This is a genomic window from Methylobacter sp. (assembly GCF_004322395.1).
GTDB lineage: Bacteria > Pseudomonadota > Gammaproteobacteria > Methylococcales > Methylomonadaceae > Methylobacter_A.
The window spans coordinates 1-19,311 of sequence record NZ_SCTW01000151.1 but is presented as its reverse complement, the minus strand read 5'-3'; the positions used below and the strand labels follow the sequence as shown (position 1 = coordinate 19,311).

Here is a 19,311-nt window from a genome sequence, read left to right as displayed (position 1 = left end):
GACAACCGCATATCAACCGTTAAGCATTTTATAAACCGCCTCGACCACATCGCCAATGGTGCGTGCCGTTTTGAAATCTTCGGCTTTAATCGCTTTACCGGTCATTTCCTTAAGCCTGACGATCATATCCACCGCATCGATGCTGTCGAAGTCCAGATCTTCGTACAGCCTCGCTTCCAGGGTGATGGACTGTTCGTCCATCTCGAACATCTCGACCATAATCTCTCTAATGGCCGTTAAAATTTCTTCGCGTTCTTTTATCATAATTGCCTCAATCGCGCGCCGCTTGAATGTATTCAGCCAGCGCTGAAACCGAAGCGAAAATCTTCACTACATCTTCTTTTTCGGCATCAATCTTTACGTTGTATTTTTTGCGGATAGCCAAACCCAGTTCCAGGGCATCGATGGAATCCAGTCCTAAACCGTCGTTAAACAACGGTGCGTCACTGTCTATATCCGCTACGCTAATATCTTCCAGATCCAGCGTATCAATAATGAGTTGTTTTAATTCATTTTCCATCGTGCTTATAAAGCTCTCTTTGTTGGGTAAAATAATCTTGCTGATATTGTGTAAAACGACGGACGCCTACTGATTTTGGACTAATCTTCGCAAACTGCTCCAATGGTATATCGTCGCCAACATGCATGGTCAGATGAAAGCGGCGCTCAGGAATTTGATACCACCGCTCGGCTTTGGTTAAAGTGCTGGGAGAACAGGTCAGCGTCACCGGGGTCACAATGGCATTCGCCTGCAACGCAATGGCCGCCGCGCCGCGTTGAAAACGATACGGCTTGCCCGGTATTGATCGAGTTCCTTCAGGAAAAATAATCATCGATCCGCCTGAGCGTAACCAGGCAACGCACTCGGCTATCATTTGCTCGGGATCGCCGTTGCCGATATATCCCGCATTGAGTATAGGGCCGCGCATGAACGGATTATGCCACAGCTTGGCTTTGACAATACAGCTGGCTTGTTTGATTCGGCTGATCAAAAACACAATATCGACCAGCGTTGGATGATTGGCGATAATCAACTGGCCGGAGCGGTTAAGCTTTTCCAGACCCACGATGTCGTAAGTCATCACCCCAAGCCTGTGCATCAAACCAATAAAAACATAAAAACTGTAACACACCGTTTTTTGGCCCCGGCCGACCTTTTCCCGTGAATTACCGGGCAACAAAGACAACACCGGAAACACGAAAAACCATAGCAATAAACCGCCCATGCCAAAACTAAAAAAACTTAATCCTGTTGCCATAAGACGCCAGCCATAGCCTAATTTTACCGCTATTTTTTGTACCATTCCCAGCTATGTCTATGATTACCCAGCACCAACGCTTTATCGTCGGCAACAAGAAACTTTATAAAAGAGAATATCTGCAAAGCATGCTCGTCATCGTCGCGATGCGCGGACGATCTGTTAAGTTGCAAAGATAAGCCAACCCCGGTTAAAGAAATTCTTAAAGCCAATGCACACATGGCAGGCGCATTAAGCGCAAACGGCAACGACGGATAAAAATCCGATAATGGTTCATCATATAAAACTATCAGCACCTCATCGGCATGGCGTTCCTGCAAAAGCCCCAACGCTTCAATAAACGCCGGAGCAATGCCGTCCTGACCGGGCGCAATCACGGTAATTTCCTGATGATTGCCATAGGCCATCGAAAACAATCCCGGTATGGCGTTATGAACCGACAGGCTAAAGGCTGTGGGCGAAACTTCCTCGCCTTTCTGCATACTTTGAAGCATTTCCAATGACTTATTCACTTCGCCATGGGCGGAACTGAAAATAATAGGTAATGACTTATCGTTATCAATACAACCGTCCGCGGCGTTAAAAACCGCCCTGGCTAATGGACTTAACCTGCGTTGCAGTGCCTTAGGCACCGCAGCCGGTATCGCGGCTTTTTCCTGTTGGGCAAAGGTTTGACGGTCACGCCACGTTTGCCAATCCTCTCGACAACTTATCCCCGGCGCCCACGCATTCCATTGCCTTACTATGAAATCAACAGTCATTATATCAATCCGATTGAACCTTTACACTTGACGGACAATAAAAATCCAACGTTCTTGAATTCATATATTAAACGCAATTTCAGACGACTGTTGAGAATGGATTGGCAGTTATCAAAGCGACGGCATAACGCCCAGAACCGGAGCGTTACTTTTAAACATCGCCGATACCTGCATGCCGGGCATAAGCGCCAGACTTTGTGCGCTTTGCTGCGTGATCATCGAGACCAGCGTTTCGCCGCCGGGTAACAAAGCAATTACTTCCGCATTCACCTCGTCTTGCTGGACGCGAATCACGCTGCCGGACAAACGGTTGCGTGCCGAAAAGCGATTAAGATCGGAATCGGTTGTTAGCGTTATGTCAGCGCTGTTGATCAACAAAACTGCGTCGGCGCCAACCTGTAAGCCAAGGCCGCTCAGCGATGCCAGGGTTACTGTAGCAATGACCTGTTCGCCGCCCTTCAATTTCACGCTTACCTCGGCATTCACCGCACCAGCTTGAATCTCAACAATACTGCCAAAAAGTTGGTTGCGGGCGCTGGTTTTAACCACCAGATGCTGCAACAGCAAAACCGTATCGGGATCGTCGGCGAGACCACGGTTGAGCTGCTCAAGAAACTGTTGGTGCTGTTGTTCCAGGCGGGTAAACAGCGTCAGCAAAGAACGTCCGGCCTCGGTTAAACAAGTGCCGCCGCCTTTGCTGCCGCCCGTGGCAGTAGTAACCAATATTTTTGGAGCGCCATTGTTGGCTCTTTCGATAATTTGCCAAGCGCCCTTATAACTCAAACCGACCTGCTTGGCGGCTTGATTGATGGAACCGCTTTGATCTATCTCCCTTAACAAGCCGATTATTCGACTATCCAAGCCGGCTAAACGCAATTCGCCATCGACCCAAGCTGTTGGAGTATTGTTGTAGTTTGAGCTGCCTGTCATAAATGATTGTGTTGCGGCGCAAAAATTGAGTTAAACATTATTTCCCAACCAGAAACAACCTGATTTTCAATTAAATGCTGTGAGGACAGTGTTGAATAACCTTAGTGTTGCTAAACCTACAGAACATAACAAAATGTTTGAAACACAACATTGCTTACTCTTTGGCGAAGCAACAACAAATTAATATAATTCAATAGCATAATAGAAATATTGTTCTATTGGCATACCGTTTGCTGGAGAATTATCATTAACTCGTTATGTACTTTTATACATAACGAGTTAAACTAGAGCTGTTTTTTATTTTTTGGATAAGTTCTATATACATCGACGAACCAACGTCGCTGTGAATTCATAATTACAATTATAGGTCATTGATGATGCGAAGAAAATCTTTTACCGGCGTTACCCCTAACCATACACTCAATTTAATTGTCACTGGCGGCCTTTGCTTAGGATATAGCCTCAATAATGTCCAAGCTGCGGAACCACAGCAAACCTATAGTCGAGCGCCAATGGCCGCTTACAACTTTATGATGCAGGACCCTCTGTTAGGTAACAGCTATGAGAAACCGGTGTGGAATTTGCATGACACACTCGGTTTACCTGAATGGTTATCGGTGGGTCTTGAGCAAAGAACCCGATATGAAACTTTGGCAGATACCTTCAAGGCATCAATGCCTGCTCCCGCACCCACTGCCAGTGGAGGAGACCAACAAATTTCGTTTCAATCCGACCTTTGGTTACAAGCCAGACTGGGTAAATTCCGTTTTGCAACAGAATTTCTGGATGCCAGAACGACCGCTTCGGATAAGGGCACAAACAACACCCCCAATCCCCCAAATAACTCGATGGCTGATACATTGGATTTCGCTCAAGGCTATGTGTCTTGGGCCGATCAAAATGCATTTTTTAGCGGAAAAGGCGTTGAGATTAAGGCAGGGCGTCAAACCATGGATTTGGGTAGCAGAAGGCTGGTAGCAAGGCCTATCTTTAGGACTACCGTCAACAATTTTACCGGCGTCCGGCTGAGAGTCATTGATTACGACCGCTGGCAATTCAACGGTTTCGTGACCATGCCGGTCATTCGATACCCTAACTATAATTCCGTTACGCCCAATGCAAATTTGATTAATCACCAAGACTGGGATAAAGAGGATACCCGTACTTGGTTTTCCGGGGGAATTTTACAAGGTGACAAACTTTATAAAGATATTAATGCCGAAGTCTATCTTTACCATCTCACGGAAGGGGATAACCCGCGTAACCCCACTCGGAACCGCCGTTATTTCACCCCAGGCATTCGATTCTTCCAAAAACCCAGCAAAGGCAATTTTGATTTTACCGCCGAAGGCATGGGGCAATTCGGTACAGTCAACTATGCAGCAACCGGTGCTTTTGCAACCACTCAGCAGCAACATGAAGCATGGTCTTCGCATATCGAAGCAGGTTATAGCTTTGACTTGCCCTGGTCTCCAAGATTTTACTTAGAACACGACTACGCGAGCGGAAATAAAAACTGGAAAGACCACTCGCCCGGTACCGTAGATTCGCGATTCGATTCTCTCTACGGCGCTCAGGATTTTGATTTTGGACCTACCGGTATCTATGGCGCTTTTCAACGCACCAACATCAACTCACCCGGTTATAAACTGGAGTTTTCACCACACAAGGACGTCTCATTCAGATTTCAACAGCGCTTAGTATGGCTGGCATCAGGTGGAGATTGTTGGGGGGGATCTGCCTGTACATCAGCTACCGCTCCCGGTCTTGCCGGAGGCAATGGCAGTTATGTCGGCGATCAAGTAGGCCTTGTTGGGCGTTACAACTTTAACAGTAGCTTGAATTTTGATGCGGGCTGGTATCACTTATTTAAAGGAGATTTTGCTAAAACAGCAAGACGAACAAACGCCACAGGCGCAGCCCAAACGGGACCTGTTACGCCTGGCGCAGACACTGACTACTTCTTTGTCCAAAGTCAGTTGCGATTTTAAAATGTCGATATATAGCGTTTTCGTTCTTGGTTAATCATCGATGGATATGTGCAACGCATCTACTAAAGAAGTAACTAATGCAATATAAAAGCGCTGTAATTGATTTAGCATTCTAAAAAGTCACCGAGGTATTTAAGGCGTTTGTGAGCACACGTAGTGTAAATGAAATCATTCCAAATGCCCTCAATACCCCAGGAGCTCTTTCACTCGTGAGTAATTTTCTTCCATATTCCGGAGTTCACATGTTAAAAAACAATTCTTTCCGTTCCATTTCCTTATTAGCTCTGCTGCTGGTTAGTTCTATCGGTTCGGCCGAAACAACCTTGGTTGCAGTGGCTGCCAACTTCACCAAACCGATGACCGAAATTGCCAGCGAATTTGAAAAGGCCACCGGCCACACCGCCAAACTGTCGTTCGGTTCCTCCGGCAAATTCGTTTCGCAAATGCAAAACGGCGCGCCGTTTGAAGTATTTTTATCAGCCGATGAAAGCGGCCCGCTAAAACTGGAACAAAGCGGTTTTACCGTACCCGGCAGTCGTTTTGTCTACGCGCTGGGCAAGTTGGTGCTGTGGTCGGCAACGCCGGGCTTTGTTGACGATCAAGGCAAGGTGCTCGGCAGCGGCAGTTTTAAACATCTGGCTTTGGCTGATCCCAAGCTGGCGCCTTACGGGGTTGCTGCAATGGAGGTATTGAAAAATCAGGGCTTAGCGGAAAAACTACAGCCGTTAATCGTTCTGGGCGAAAACATTGCCCAAACCCACCAATTTGTCAGCACCGGTAATGCCGAATTGGGCTTTGTCGCCTTATCGCAAGTGATTGATAACGGAAAAATCAGCAGCGGCTCCGGCTGGATCGTTCCTACCGATCGCTATGCCCCCATCAAGCAAGGTGCGGTATTATTGACTTTGGGTGCTGAAAACCCAGCCGCCAAAGCCTTGATCGACTATCTAAAATCTGCGCCCGCTTTGGCGATTATCGAAAAATACGGCTACGACTTGGCCAAGTAACCGGAGCTCACTGATGCTGACAACCGCCGATCTCGACACCCTGTTACTCACCTGCAAAATCGCTGGGATCGCAACTTCGTTAATGTTGTTGATCGGCACGCCGTTGGCATGGTGGCTAACCCGAACCTCCTCTTCCTTGAAAGGCATCGTCAATACCCTGGTCGCGCTGCCATTGGTGTTACCGCCTTCAGTGCTTGGTTTCTATTTGCTGGTTTTGATGGGGCCTGCCGGACCGGTCGGCAAGCTGACCACTTGGTTGGGATTGGGTACGCTGCCGTTTACTTTCGCCGGATTGATCGTGGCTTCGGTGCTGTATTCCATACCGTTCGTGGTGCAACCGTTGCAAGCCTCATTTTCAGGCATAAGTGAACAAGCCTTGGAAGCGGCAGCTACCTTGCGCGCCAGTCCTCTGGATACGTTTTTCAGCGTCGTAGTGCCGTTGGCGAAACCCGGCTTCCTGAGCGCCGGTATTCTAGGCTTTGCGCATACCGTCGGCGAGTTCGGCGTGGTGCTGATGGTCGGCGGCAATATTCCGGACAAGACCCGCGTGGTGTCGGTGCAAATCTACAACCATGTCGAAGCGCTGGAATACAGCGAAGCGCATTGGCTGGCGGGCTGTTTGCTGTTGTTCTCGTTTAGCGTGCTGCTGGTTTTGTATACCGTGCTGAAAACGCAACCCGTCGCGCATCCGCTTAAATAGCTTCGGATATCAGGTTTCTATACAAATTTATACTACACCGTCATCCCGGCAGGGAATGCCGGGATCCAGCAGCCATGGATGGCAATCTCTAATTTCACTATTGTTTTTTAGCATATGGAACGATTTTTTGAGTTACTTTTCACATCCCTGTGTTCTGGATCCCGGCAATCCCTGCCGGGATGACGAGCTACGTTGATAAACCTAATACACATATATAACTAGTGCGTACATGACCACCATCCAAGCCCGCTTCCAGCTCGACTACGGCGACTTTAAATTGGACGTCGACTTAAACCTGCCTGGCACCGGCGTTACCGTCTTGTTCGGCCATTCCGGCTCCGGCAAAACCACCTTGCTGCGCTGTATCGCAGGACTGCAACGCGCGCCACAAGGTTTCCTGGAAATTAACGGCAATGTCTGGCAGGACAGCGAACGCGACCTGTTCCTGCCCACTTATAAACGGCCGCTAGGTTATGTATTTCAGGAAGCCAACCTGTTTCCGCATTTAACGGTACGGGATAACCTGCTCTACGGTTTGAAGCGGATTAAACAAAATCAGGGCTCGGTAAAACTGGATCAAACCCTTGAATTGTTGGGCATCGGCCACTTAATGGAACGCATGCCCGAACACTTATCCGGCGGCGAACGGCAACGCGTCGCTATCGCCCGCGCCTTGGCGCTGAATCCTGAAATCCTGCTGATGGACGAGCCGCTCGCATCGTTGGATTTCAAGCGCAAGCAGGAAATCCTGCCGTTTTTAAGCTGCCTGCATCAGCAACTGGATATTCCGGTGCTGTATGTCACCCACTCTCAGCAGGAAGTCGCGCAATTAGCCGACACGCTGGTGATTCTGGAAGAAGGCCGGGCGCTGGCATCCGGGCCGCTGGCGGAAACGCAAAGCCGTCTCGACGTGCCGCTGGCGCAAGACCGGGAGGCCGCCACTGTGTGGCAGGCAACAGTCGCCGAACATGAAGCCGACTATCATCTGACTCGTGTCGCTTTTGCCGGGGGCTCGCTCAGCCTTCCAGCGGTCGATGCCCCGGTTGGTACACCGTTACGTATACAGATTTACGCCCGCGATGTCAGCATCGCCCTTGAAGCGCCGACCGCCACCAGCATTCTGAATGTATTGTCCGCGACCATCACCGGCATCGCCGATGGCCGCGACGGCCAGAGCGTAGTGCGGTTGCAGATCGGCGATCAGGCGCTGCTGGCGCATATCACCCGCAAATCGGCTCTAATGCTGGGTTTGCAGATCGGCATGGCGATTTACGTGCAGATCAAGGGGACGTCGATACTGAATTAAGAGATCCTTCGACAGGCTCAGGATGAACGGTTTATGTTGATTCCGTTCGTGGTGAGCCTGTTGAACCATGAGCGGAATCAACTTATTCGGAGATTCCTTAACCAACCCCGAGGAGATTCACCATGAAAGCAAGTGCACGTAATCAGTTTACCGGGACCGTCAGCGAAGTACTTATCGGTGCAGTGAATGCCGAAGTTCATGTCGGCTTGAAAGGCGGAGAAACCATTGTCGCCTCTATTACCAAGGAATCCGTCGAAACGTTGGCGATCAAGACTGGCATGGAAGTCATCGCCTTGGTTAAGGCCCCGCAAATCATTATCGTCACCGATTTCGGCGGCTACCGGCTTTCCGCGCGCAACCAACTGCAAGGCACGGTAACTCAAGTTAAACCCGGTGCGGTCAATGCCGAAGTCGATATCGAGTTAAAAGGCGGCGAACAGGTTGCCGCGACCGTGACCAACGACAGCGTTGACACACTGGGCTTACGTAAAGGCCAGCCTGCCACGGCTGTGTTCAAGGCCGGTGCAGTGATTCTGGCTGTTGCCGACTGATAGACAGTAGCCCGTATCCAGCTTGCTTTATACCAGAATACAGGTCAATGCATCCTGAAACCGGGCATAAATTCAACAAGCAGAATTAAAGAATCTCAAACATAGCGCTTCCATGCTCAATGTAGGACGTATCTACTATTTTTAGAATTTCGGGATAACTAATTCTTTCCAATTAGCAGCGACTATCAGTTGGCAAGTACCGGTGATTTGTCTAAACTGCTTCCTAGCGCCTGTTTGAAATTAGGGTAATTCAAAACAAAAGGACAGCATTAAGCCAAAGAACTGATGATTGCCAAATCTGAACTTAGCATTTCCTCGATGGAAACTGGAGAATTAGGTTTGCTCCACTTGCGCCGCTATTGGACCAAGCGATTATTGGAAGTCGAAAATCGGCTTGACCAAGAGAGCGTAACAGCCGAATACAGACTGGATTATGCCCTGATGCACGGCTTGGGATTGGGTATTATCGAACCGCTCGAATACCTGTTCCATCACCGCCCAACCTATACTGAATTCGAACAATGGATCGTGCAGAAACTTGGGGGTTACCCTGACAGCACCTTGCTCGAGCGCCTTAATGAAATGGTCAGGCGTTACCTGGAACAATCGCATCAAACATATCCGATTGAAGGAAAAAATATTGAAGATCCTGTTTTATCGGCAGATGACTTGGCGTTCTGGCAAGAGTACGGTTATGTAGTGCTGCGCAATGCAGTTTCTATAGAAGACTGCCGAGAAGCAGAAAAGGCCATTTGGAACTTCCTAGGTATGAATCCGCAAACTCCCGATAGTTGGTACAACGGAACGCATCAATTTTGGGTGTCGCTATTCCAACATCCCGCGCTGAATAAAAACCGCGCATCGCGACGCATCCGCAAAGCTTTCGAGCAGCTCTGGGGAACCGATGACTTATGGGCCACTGTGGACCGTTCCAGCCTAAACCGACCGGAGCGCGACGGCATCGATATATCCGGCCCCAGCCGGCTGCATTGGGATGTCAGTCTTGCTTTGCCGATGCCTTTCGGCATCCAGGGCTTGCTTTATTTGAGCGATACCAGCGCCGAACAGGGCGCTTTCCGGTGTATACCGGGATTTCATCGTCGCATAGATCAATGGTTAAAAGAACTTGGGCCTGAGCAAAACCCACGCGAACAGGATTTGGAAAGCCTGGGACCGTTGGCGGTCACCGGCTCTGCAGGGGATCTCGTCCTCTGGCACCACGCCTTACCGCACGGTAGCGGCCGTAATTTGGCGAATTATCCGCGGGTAGTACAATACATTACACTATTTCCCCACGATTATGGCGTCCATCCGATTTGGAAATAGAACCGCTATTGGAATAAGCCCAACATTTCGTATATCAAACCATATTAGGTTGCTACGCCAATATCCAAAACTGATTGGAAAATCCGAAATATCTATTAAACAGGTTGTTTCATGACAGTTAATATCGATGTACTGTGCGTAGGGCACGCTTCTTATGATTTAATTTTTTCGGTAAGCCGCCATCCGGGCGCCGATGAAAAGATTGTGGCCGACGACTTGCTCAGTTGCGGCGGCGGACCGGCTGCCAACGCTGCCGTTTGCGTTGCCAAGCTGGGTTTGACATCGGCATTTGCCGGTTACTTGGGACACGATCTTTACGGCGACCGGCATTTTCAAGAACTGAACGATTCAAAAGTCAACACGCAGCTGATCGTTCGCGGCCCATCCCCTACCCCGCTGTCGACCATATTGGTAAGCCCGGACGGCAAACGCTGCTTGATCAATTACAAAGGCGATACCAAAGCATTGCCTGCCGATGCGCTGGATTTTAGCGGCGTTTCGGCAAAAGTCATGCTATTCGACGGCCATGAGCCTTTTATCTCATTGCCGCTTGCCGAACAAGCCCGGCAAGCCAATATCCCGACCGTATTGGATGGGGGCTCTGTGCATGACGGCACGTTGGCGTTGATGAACCGCGTCGATTATCTGGTTTGTTCGGAAAAATTTGCACGCCAATACGCCGGCGATGAACGCAAGGCCTTAAGCCAACTGGCTGAACTAGCACCTGCTGTGGTTATCACACTGGGCGAAAAAGGGCTGATTTGGCAACGCGGTCATGAACAAGGCGTAGTACCTGCGTATCCTGTCACCCCGATTGATACCACCGGCGCCGGTGACGCTTTTCATGGCGCTTTTACCGCCGCACTTGCTCTCGGCATGGATTGGCAATCGCTGCTTCGATACGCCAGCGCCGCAGGTACTTTGTGCTGTATGAAAATGGGGGCTCGCTTGGGTCTGCCCAGCCAGAAAGAACATGCGCGGTTATTTCGCCAAGACCTATAAAAGACGGCGGCAGAAACTAAATAGTTTTGTATGAAAATATGTCCGTTCTTGCACGGAATAACGGCATCACTGAAATTGAACTGTTTTAAAAAAGCCGCACCGTACTTGGTCTTATCAAGCTAGAATAGCTAACATTTTAATCATCCGTGAGGAACAGCTAATGGCCGATCTAGAATCTCCAACCGTTTTAAATCCCGGCATATTGAATCCGGTTAATCCGATCATTGAAAATTACATGCACGGCTTACTACGCCGTACTGATCATCCGGTGTTAACCGATATGGAAGAGCTGGCGCAAAAAAACAACTTTCCTATTATTGGCCGTTTGGTCGGCGCTTTTATTGAATCGCAGGCCAAAATGATCAATGCTGAACGGGTATTTGAATTTGGCAGCGGTTACGGTTATTCAGCCTATTGGTTTGCCAAGGCTGTGGGCCCCAAAGGCCAAGTAATCTGCACCGATGCCGACTTTCTGAATCAAGAGAAAGCCGAACAATATCTCGGTGCCGCCAATTTATGGGATCGAATCAATTTTCGGGTAGGCATGGCCCAGGAAGTTTTTGCCCGGACCGAAGGCTTTTTCGATATCTGCTATAACGATGTCGATAAGGGAGACTATCCGGAAATATGGCTTATGGCTAAAAACAGAATTCGCCCCGGCGGGCTTTACATTGCCGATAATGTGCTTTGGCGCGGACGGGTAGCCGTGGAAAACTATACTGATATTTTTCCCGGCTGGACTGAGGCGATTATTAAACACAATGAGTTAATTTTTAATGACCCTGAATTCGACGCTTTTATCAATCCGACGCGTGACGGAGTGATCGTCGCTAGAAAAAAGACAGCGTAAAAAAAGATACTCCTTCTGTATAAATAGCATTATGCTAATATTTTAAACCAATGAGTCATGAGGATTTACTATGCCCTATACCCAAGATATTGTGGAAGAACTGAACGTTCTGGTTCGCTACAATTTGACCACTACTCAAGAAGGAATCAAGGTACATAAAACGGCTTCGCCGGAAACAATTGCCGCTACGCATCGACTATTCGAAAAAGGTTTGATTTCACTGGATGACGGGGGGTATCTGACCAATCTCGGCTTGGAAACTGCAAAACAGGCTCAGGCAGTTCTGGATATACTCAGGCCAATCTAAAGTTTTTACGGCTACGCTAAACCGTAAAACAATAAAAAAGGCTTAACGATTAGATCGTTAAGCCTTTTTTGTAGTACAACTATCGATCAAGCAGCAAGTTCAACCGCTGCTCTTAATTTTTTCATCGCATTTTGTTCCAGTTGCCTGATTCTTTCTGCAGAAACATTGTAGCGTTCGGCAAGCTCATGCAATGTAGCTTTTTTCTCCACCAGCCAACGGCTTGAAAGAATATCCTGACTCCGCTCGTCCAACTCCGCCATCGCATCGGCCAACAAATCCTGCTCATGGCCTACCCAATCCGAGTTTTCAATCAATACCGCAGGATCGGCACCGTGTTGATGAAGATAGCTGGCCGGAGCGACATAGCTGTCCTCTGCCGATTCATCGGCCGACATATCAAAAGACATGTCCTTGCTACCCAGACGTTTTTCCATTTCGTAAACGGCGCTCACATCGACATCAAGATCGTTGGCAATCGCCACTGCTTCATCATTGGATAACCAGCCTAAGTCCTGCTTGGATTTACGCAAGTTGAAGAACAGCTTACGCTGGGCTTTAGTGGTAGCAATTTTTACGATGCCCCAGTTTTTAATCACATACTCGTGAATTTCGGCCTTAATCCAATGTACGGCAAAAGAAACCAAACGAACGCCGATATCGGGATCGAAACGTTTAACGGCTTTCATCAAGCCTATATTGCCTTCCTGAATAATATCGGGCATGGATAAGCCATAACCGCTGTAGCCTCTGGCAACGTGAATTACAAAACGCAAATTGGTCATTACCAACTCGCGTGCAGCTTCCAAATCGCCATTATCTCTGAACTTTATAGCTAACTCGCGCTCCTGTTCTACCGTCAATTTAGGCATTTGCCTGACGACATTTAGATAAGCGTCAAATGTTCCAACCGATAAATTTACAGGTAAAGCTAGTGCATTACTCATTGAAACCCCCATGTAAGAAATTTTTTTCGAATTCTAGCACTCTGCAACAAAGAGTGCTAATAATTTTATCGATTCACATTTTTACTCGGGTTTTAATTGCTGAAGCTGGAAATGAAGCACTATCCATGAACCTACCACGCCCAGCAAAGATGAAATGAATAATAATGCCAGTGTTTCAGCAAAGCCCAAAAACAACATATGGAAAGCATTATCATAAAGCCTGGAAAGTGTTTCAATGGGTTGTTTTAAAATCAGCATGATCGTTGTGACTATGAACCATGCGGTCACACCGGAAAAAAAACCTATCCAAAAACCACTATATAAAAATGGCCTATGAATGAACCCGTTGGTCGCTCCCACCAGTTTAGCGATCACGACTTCATCGCGGCGATTATATAACTCCAGGCGTATGGTATTGGCTGTAATAAACAGCACCCCAGCACCCAGTAGTAAACTTAATAGGGTAACGCCTCGCCGCGCCACTTCCATAATGGACTGCAACCGCTTAACCCATTGCATATCCATCTGAGCGAAATCAACTTCTGCCGATCGCTTAAAATCATCAAGCAAAGCCTCAAGCGCCTGCTCATTTTCCAATGAGTTTTTAGGTAACACCTGAATGACAACCGGTAGCGGATTTTTGTCCAGTGCTTTTATTGCTTCACCGAACCCGCTATATGACTGAAACTCTTCCAGCGCTTGCTCTTTGGTAATTAATTTAACTTCCTGAATGTCCGAATTTTGCCTGATACTATTGGCGAATTTATTGACTCTTGCCTCTGAAATTTCATCTTTAATAAACAGTGAGATTTGATTGCTGGCTTCCAAATTGCCGGCCAACTGCTGAAGATTCGCTACCAGAATATAAAAGCCGCTGGCTAGCGAAATGGCAATCGCCAAAACAATTATCGTCATTGCAGAGGAGAATCGTGATGCGACTAATCGTCCAAGGCTTGAAAATAACGCTTGCGCATGATGGTTCCGATAAGCATGGAATTTATCGACAAAATTGCCGCCGGAAATTTTAGTTTGCCAACGCGGCTCCTGTTTAACCGACTTTTTATTAATGTGTTTCATCATTTAGCTCGCCACCAGCTGGCCGTGATCCAACTTTAAAATCCGATGATTCATTTGGGCAATCAATGAAATATCATGCGAGGCAATCAATATTGTGACACCGACTTGTTGAAACTGTTCGAACAGATGCATTATCTCGGCGGACAACTCAGGATCGAGATTTCCGGTCGGCTCATCGGCCAAAATCATCGGCGGCTTATTGACCACCGCCCTGGCGATGCCGACCCGTTGCTGCTCTCCACCAGACAAGACAGCGGGATATTTTCTTTCTTTGCCTAATAGGCCGACTTTGTCCAATGAAGCTCTGACTCTCCGGGAAACTTCGTGATGGCCGTAACCCGCTATTATTAATGGCAAGGCCACATTATCAAAAACCGTCCTGTCCTGTAGCAGTTTATAATCCTGAAAGATCAAACCCACTTTCCTGCGTAAATAAGGAACTTGTCTGTCTTTAGCCAAGTTGAGACTTTCGCCGTCCAGCAAAACCTGCCCCCTACTGCAACGCTCGATCAGCGCAATTAATTTCAATAATGTACTTTTTCCAGCCCCGGAATGTCCTGTCAAAAATGCCATTTCACCGCGCTGCAAATGAAAACTGACATTACGCAGTACATCGCCTGCGCCAGGGTACCTCATACTGACATTATCAAACTTTAACATAAGCTTCTTTAGTCTTTGACAAACAATGCATTTACAAAAGCATCCGCATCGAAATCCTGCAGATCATCAATACCTTCGCCAATTCCTATAAAACGAATCGGAATTCCAAATTGTTTGGCGAGCGCGAAAATCACCCCGCCTTTTGCCGTACCATCGAGTTTGGTCAAAGCCAGTCCTGTCAATTCGACAGCTTCATTAAACAATTTTGCTTGCGACAAGGCATTTTGTCCGGTGCCGGCATCCAATACCAACAGCACTTCATGAGGCGCCGTTTCATCCAGTTTGCTGATAATCCGTTTTACTTTTTTCAATTCATCCATCAGATTGGATTTGGTATGCAAACGTCCCGCAGTATCGGCAATTAACACATCAACGCCTTTTGCCTGCGCAGATTGCACTGCGTCATAAATAACGGATGCCGAATCGGCGCCGGTATGCTGGGCGACCACATGAATATTATTACGTTCGCCCCAGGTCTGTAATTGCTCGACCGCTGCGGCTCTGAACGTATCTCCGGCGGCTAACATAACGCTATGACCTTGTATCTGCAAACGTTTGGCCAATTTACCGATGGTTGTGGTTTTTCCCGCGCCATTAACGCCGACAACCAGGATAACAAAAGGTTTATCCTGTTTTGGAATCCGCAAATTTTTGCTGCAAGGCCTGAGCATGCTCAGCAGTTCCTGCTTTAATGCGGCTGATAACGCTTCACCATCATTAAGCTGGTGGCGTTCAACGCTTTCAGTCAAACGCTTGATTATTTCTGTGGTCGCATCAACACCTATATCAGCCATTAACAAACTAGCTTCAATCTCTTCCAGCAAATCCTTGTCAATTTCTTGCCGGCCGATAGGTATATGCGCCAAAACTCCACTTAGGCCTGAACGGGTCCGCTTTAACTGCGTTCTAAGACGTAAATATAACGGCTCGGGTTCCGCTACCGGATAAGCTTCTTCCGCTGTGGGTACAACTACGCCTTCCCGTTGCGGCTCGGCTTTGGGACGCTTTAGCTCTTCAACATAGCCGTATCGACTGTAAAAACTGATGGCAATCAACGGCAACATTAACAATGCTGCAAAAGCATTATGGGCTACCGCTACCCATAAAGGTTCCCCGAGTTTAACACCAATAATACCCGAACCGATTTGCATCAACAGCAGCACACTCAGCCATAGGCCGGCTCTTCTTACCGGTTTCGGATGATGTGCTGATGTTGCATTCAACATCAGCAGGGTGAGTACGACAAAACTGATTAGCGCTCCAACCCGGTGCAGCCAGTTTGCGGCAACCTGCGCATCGAATGCTATGACACCGGTATAACCTGTGTCTAATCCGCGAAACAAATCCAGTGCCGTTTGATAATCGGCTTGGGGCCACCATGAGCCATTACACTGAGGAAAGCCGGAACAGGCTAAAGCGGCATAATTAGCGCTAACCCATCCGCCTAAAACAATCTCTAATAACAAGACCGGCATTGCGAATCGGGCAAACAGTACTAAGCCCTTGTTGCGAACGGTTAACAGCGAAACTTCTGGATTAACCCGCAAATACAGCCAAAACAACAGCCAAAAAGTCATCATACCCAACAACAAATGGCCGGTTACAACAATAGGCATAACATGCAATTTCACGGCCCACATGCCTAAAAACGCTTGCAAGACTATCAAAACTACCAGGCCGAATGTGGCCGTAACAACTGTTAGGCGGTTTTGTTTTTGACGCCATGAGAGCAACGCCAACACCAAAACAGTCAGACCTAAGACTGCCGCCAGATAACGATGCGTCATTTCCTTCCAAGCTTTTGCAATATCCGGAGTTTGACCGGGAAATGCTTCCGCAGCATGCGCTTTAAAATCGGCTTGATCGCTAACCCCGCCCTGAGCGAAGTCGAAGGGAATGGCTTGTCCATAACACCCAGGCCAATCAGGGCAACCCAAACCTGCCCCGGATAGCCGGACATATGCGCCTACTATGACAACTATTAAAGCTAAAACAACGCTAAACAGAGCTATTTTTCTAAACATTTTATTTCCACTATCCGATTTGTGAGATTCGCAAAAGATGCATAAGATCGCTTTTTACATTGTAAGGATCGAACCCCGGCTCATACTGCATCATTAAATTACCTAACGGGTCCATTAACAGCAGCATACCGTCCGGAATATTGCCTTGTCTGATCTCGGCAATTTTCTTGATAATGGCGTCATTGGCTTTAACTCGTAATAAGGTATTGTCATCTTCCCACCATTTGCTTGCTGTTTCCGGCGCAACGTCTTTTAAGACCATAACAATCCGACGGGTACGGGTCAGCTCCTTATTTAACATTAACCGAATCTGCTTGGTTTTATGAATAGCTTCAATACAAGCCTCATTACAATCGCTATTTGGAATAATATTTACCAACAGCCAGTGTCCGGAAAGTTCGGACATATTGTCCTTTGAAAACTGGTCAAAGCCACCTAGGTCGGCGCGTTCGGTTGTCAGTGGCGGCGTTATTAACTGCCCATGATTTGTTTGCCCTTTTAAGAACTGCGGATGTTCTTTTAAGCCCCAAGCGATTAAAAATGGAATAACCGACATTCCAAATATAACCAGAATTAATATATGATTTTTATTCTTTTGATTTTGCATCGTTCTTTTTAAAACTGTACCAAATAAATAAGATCGTTAGTGTCAATGCCAATGCAAACCACTGAACTGCATAGGCTGTATGTTGCTCGGGCTGCATAATGGTCGATGTATGCCATTCCCGCTTATATCCATCAGGTAACTCTTTAGCCAATTCAATCTGGAATTGAAATAATGGATAGCCTAATTTCTCAGCTAAGACGTTACTATCAACCACCTGAACGATTGATGGCCAACCTTCGCTTGGAATTTCCGCTCCGGCTAATTTTATACCAACGCTTGGAAAATTATTAATCCGCCCAGTAATAATCGCTTCTGCCTTTTTAATCTGCAAATCAGGAAGAATCGATCGATCCGGATTTAAAGGAACCCAGCCCCGGTTTACTAAAACAGCCTTGGTTTCCCCGGCCAATATAAATGGCGTCAACACAAAGTACCCTGCCTTCCCGTCGCTGATTTGATTATCTATTAAAAACTGATGCGTTACATCGTAACGGCCGGCAACTTCGACATTTCTATATCTCAGTGCTTCTGTATTGTTTTCAATAACCGCCGACAAATGCAGCGTTTCTGCTATGACCGCTTGTTCTTGCGCTTCAAGAAATGCTCGTTTCTGCTCTGAGCGGTCTAATTGCCACATTCCCAGCGCAATCAATACCGGTAACAGACACAAATAAACTAATGTTGGGATGAGTTTGAACTTCATTGGCTAGTATCCGGGAAATTATGCTTTTTTGTTTATCCTATTGGCACAGACAGCTAAATAACCGAGAATACAAAAAACCTTATCCATTAACGGACATAACAGTACTCATGATTATAAAAAGCATCGTTATTATCGCCTTTATTCTAATAATTATCAGCCTGGGCTCAGCACTATTCCATCTGGTTAAACATCAGACTCAGGAACAATCCGAAAAAACAGCCAAAGCGCTGACTTTTCGCATTGCACTCTCAATCATATTATTTATTTTTATTTTCATTGCTTTTGCAACCGGGTTGTTCACGCCTCACGGTCTGGGCGCTCGAATGCACCAAACACCAGCCGTTCCTGTTAAATAAAAACGACTCAATCATTCCGGCAAAAAAAAAGCGCTGTCTGTTAGGCAGCGCTTTTATTAGTATGGCTGTTTAAATTAAATTACATAAACAAATATAAATAATCCTAACCATACCACGTCAACAAAATGCCAATACCAAGCTGCTGCTTCAAAAGCAAAATGGTTTTCCGGCTTGAAGTGACCTTTCCAGCTACGAAACAGTACCACACTAAGAATAATAGCGCCTACGCAAACATGAAAACCGTGAAAACCGGTCAACATGAAAAAAGTAGTTCCGTAAATACCCGATCCCAAAGTCAAACCCATTTCGGTATATGCTTCATGATACTCGGATGCCTGGAATGCGACAAACAAAAGCCCCAAACCTACAGTAACCGCTAGTCCTTTAATTAACTGGTCACGGTTTTTTGCAAGCAGTCCGTGATGAGCCCAAGTACAGGATACGCCACTAGTTAACAATATTAAGGTATTCAAAAAAGGCAAGCCCCATGCTCCCATGGGCTCAAAGTCGCCACCGACTTTGCCGGGACCATTGGTAGGCCAGACTGCTTCAAAAGAAGGCCACAATAGTTCTTTAGTTGCCGCTCTAGCGCCTTCTCCACCTAGCCATGGTACCGATAAATTACGTGTATACCAAAGTGCGCCGAAGAACACGGCAAAAAACATGATCTCTGAAAAAATAAACCACATCATGCCCATGCGATAGGAAATGCCTACCTGTGAACTATACATGCCTGATTCGCTTTCACCGGACTGCAATGTGAACCATCCGGCCAGCATAATAATAAACACAACCAGACCCAACGCCATCCAGGCCGTACCGGCTGTTGAACCGTTTAAATAATTTGCAAATCCAGCCAGCATCATCACCAAACCGCCAGTTCCAACGACCGGCCAAGTGGCTTTATGCGGAATGTAATAATCGTTATTTGTAGACATGACCTTCCTCTC

General features: G+C 47.2%; 22 protein-coding genes. 10 read left to right on the top strand and 12 right to left on the bottom strand.

Annotated features, from left to right (window positions below):
* Positions 1–12 precede the first annotated feature (12 nt).
* From EPO18_RS19540 to EPO18_RS19520, 5 genes are all read right to left on the bottom strand, one after another.
* Positions 13–261 carry an acyl carrier protein gene (locus EPO18_RS19540; protein WP_292436425.1) on the bottom strand — a complete coding sequence of 83 codons (249 nt, stop codon included), beginning with the start codon at positions 259–261 and terminating at the stop codon, positions 13–15.
* A 10-nt stretch (positions 262–271) separates the two neighbouring features.
* Positions 272–520: a phosphopantetheine-binding protein gene (locus tag EPO18_RS19535; protein ID WP_363331531.1), complete on the bottom strand. Its 249-nt coding sequence runs from the start codon at positions 518–520 to the stop codon at positions 272–274.
* Positions 510–1,259 (bottom strand): lysophospholipid acyltransferase family protein, encoded by a 750-nt coding sequence (locus EPO18_RS19530; RefSeq protein ID WP_363331530.1) that lies wholly within the window; start codon positions 1,257–1,259, stop codon positions 510–512. Before EPO18_RS19530 ends, EPO18_RS19535 begins: the two co-directional genes overlap by 11 nt.
* Positions 1,260–1,288: 29 nt before the next feature.
* Positions 1,289–2,020, bottom strand: coding sequence for a beta-ketoacyl synthase chain length factor (locus tag EPO18_RS19525; RefSeq protein ID WP_292436370.1), 732 nt, complete (start codon positions 2,018–2,020; stop codon positions 1,289–1,291).
* Between the two features lie 111 nt (positions 2,021–2,131).
* Complete coding sequence (locus EPO18_RS19520) at positions 2,132–2,950, bottom strand: TOBE domain-containing protein (RefSeq protein WP_292436368.1); 819 nt, start codon at positions 2,948–2,950, stop codon at positions 2,132–2,134.
* Positions 2,951–3,327: 377 nt separating this feature from the next.
* On the opposite strand from EPO18_RS19520, the gene EPO18_RS19515 reads away from it, so the two are divergent.
* The 9 genes from EPO18_RS19515 to EPO18_RS19475 all read left to right on the top strand — a co-directional run bounded on the left by EPO18_RS19515 (position 3,328) and on the right by EPO18_RS19475 (position 11,990).
* Positions 3,328–4,941 carry an alginate export family protein gene (locus EPO18_RS19515; RefSeq protein ID WP_292436365.1) on the top strand — a complete coding sequence of 538 codons (1,614 nt, stop codon included), beginning with the start codon at positions 3,328–3,330 and terminating at the stop codon, positions 4,939–4,941.
* 242 nt (positions 4,942–5,183) lie between these two features.
* The gene (gene modA, locus EPO18_RS19510; RefSeq protein ID WP_292436364.1) at positions 5,184–5,948 is read left to right on the top strand and encodes a molybdate ABC transporter substrate-binding protein; all 765 of its coding nucleotides are present in this window, start codon (positions 5,184–5,186) and stop codon (positions 5,946–5,948) included.
* A 13-nt stretch (positions 5,949–5,961) separates the two neighbouring features.
* Complete coding sequence (modB, locus tag EPO18_RS19505; protein ID WP_292436363.1) at positions 5,962–6,648, top strand: molybdate ABC transporter permease subunit; 687 nt, start codon at positions 5,962–5,964, stop codon at positions 6,646–6,648.
* A 229-nt stretch (positions 6,649–6,877) separates the two neighbouring features.
* On the top strand, positions 6,878–7,954 hold the full coding sequence (gene modC, locus EPO18_RS19500; RefSeq protein WP_292436360.1) for a molybdenum ABC transporter ATP-binding protein: 1,077 nt from the start codon (positions 6,878–6,880) through the stop codon (positions 7,952–7,954).
* Positions 7,955–8,076: 122 nt separating this feature from the next.
* Entirely contained in the window at positions 8,077–8,505 is a 429-nt protein-coding gene (locus EPO18_RS19495) for a TOBE domain-containing protein (protein ID WP_292436359.1), read from the top strand.
* Between the two features lie 318 nt (positions 8,506–8,823).
* On the top strand, positions 8,824–9,831 hold the full coding sequence (locus EPO18_RS19490; RefSeq protein WP_292436357.1) for a phytanoyl-CoA dioxygenase family protein: 1,008 nt from the start codon (positions 8,824–8,826) through the stop codon (positions 9,829–9,831).
* 111 nt (positions 9,832–9,942) lie between these two features.
* Positions 9,943–10,833, top strand: a complete 891-nt coding sequence (locus tag EPO18_RS19485; protein WP_292436355.1) for a carbohydrate kinase family protein — start codon at positions 9,943–9,945, stop codon at positions 10,831–10,833.
* 160 nt (positions 10,834–10,993) lie between these two features.
* On the top strand, positions 10,994–11,683 hold the full coding sequence (locus tag EPO18_RS19480) for an O-methyltransferase (protein WP_292436353.1): 690 nt from the start codon (positions 10,994–10,996) through the stop codon (positions 11,681–11,683).
* A 70-nt stretch (positions 11,684–11,753) separates the two neighbouring features.
* The gene (locus EPO18_RS19475) at positions 11,754–11,990 is read left to right on the top strand and encodes a TIGR02647 family protein (protein WP_292436351.1); all 237 of its coding nucleotides are present in this window, start codon (positions 11,754–11,756) and stop codon (positions 11,988–11,990) included.
* A gap of 86 nt (positions 11,991–12,076) precedes the next feature.
* On the opposite strand, the gene rpoH is transcribed toward EPO18_RS19475, so the two are convergent.
* The 6 genes from rpoH to EPO18_RS19445 all read right to left on the bottom strand — a co-directional run bounded on the left by rpoH (position 12,077) and on the right by EPO18_RS19445 (position 18,005).
* On the bottom strand, positions 12,077–12,934 hold the full coding sequence (gene rpoH, locus EPO18_RS19470) for an RNA polymerase sigma factor RpoH (protein ID WP_292436350.1): 858 nt from the start codon (positions 12,932–12,934) through the stop codon (positions 12,077–12,079).
* A gap of 81 nt (positions 12,935–13,015) precedes the next feature.
* Positions 13,016–14,014: a permease-like cell division protein FtsX gene (gene ftsX / locus EPO18_RS19465; protein ID WP_292436349.1), complete on the bottom strand. Its 999-nt coding sequence runs from the start codon at positions 14,012–14,014 to the stop codon at positions 13,016–13,018.
* The gene (gene ftsE, locus EPO18_RS19460) at positions 14,015–14,671 is read right to left on the bottom strand and encodes a cell division ATP-binding protein FtsE (protein WP_292436348.1); all 657 of its coding nucleotides are present in this window, start codon (positions 14,669–14,671) and stop codon (positions 14,015–14,017) included. It lies immediately after the preceding gene.
* Positions 14,672–14,679: 8 nt separating this feature from the next.
* A complete protein-coding gene (gene ftsY, locus EPO18_RS19455) occupies positions 14,680–16,695 on the bottom strand; it encodes a signal recognition particle-docking protein FtsY (RefSeq protein WP_292436347.1) in 2,016 nt (671 codons plus the stop codon).
* A 10-nt stretch (positions 16,696–16,705) separates the two neighbouring features.
* The gene (locus EPO18_RS19450) at positions 16,706–17,302 is read right to left on the bottom strand and encodes a hypothetical protein (RefSeq protein ID WP_292436345.1); all 597 of its coding nucleotides are present in this window, start codon (positions 17,300–17,302) and stop codon (positions 16,706–16,708) included.
* Positions 17,283–18,005: an SURF1 family protein gene (locus tag EPO18_RS19445; RefSeq protein ID WP_292436344.1), complete on the bottom strand. Its 723-nt coding sequence runs from the start codon at positions 18,003–18,005 to the stop codon at positions 17,283–17,285. The genes EPO18_RS19450 and EPO18_RS19445 overlap by 20 nt, the downstream gene beginning before the upstream one ends.
* Before the next feature lie 107 nt (positions 18,006–18,112).
* On the opposite strand from EPO18_RS19445, the gene EPO18_RS19440 reads away from it, so the two are divergent.
* Complete coding sequence (locus EPO18_RS19440; RefSeq protein ID WP_292436343.1) at positions 18,113–18,361, top strand: twin transmembrane helix small protein; 249 nt, start codon at positions 18,113–18,115, stop codon at positions 18,359–18,361.
* 74 nt (positions 18,362–18,435) lie between these two features.
* On the opposite strand, the gene EPO18_RS19435 is transcribed toward EPO18_RS19440, so the two are convergent.
* Complete coding sequence (locus EPO18_RS19435) at positions 18,436–19,299, bottom strand: cytochrome c oxidase subunit 3 (RefSeq protein ID WP_292436420.1); 864 nt, start codon at positions 19,297–19,299, stop codon at positions 18,436–18,438.
* Between the last annotated feature and the right edge of the window lie 12 nt (positions 19,300–19,311).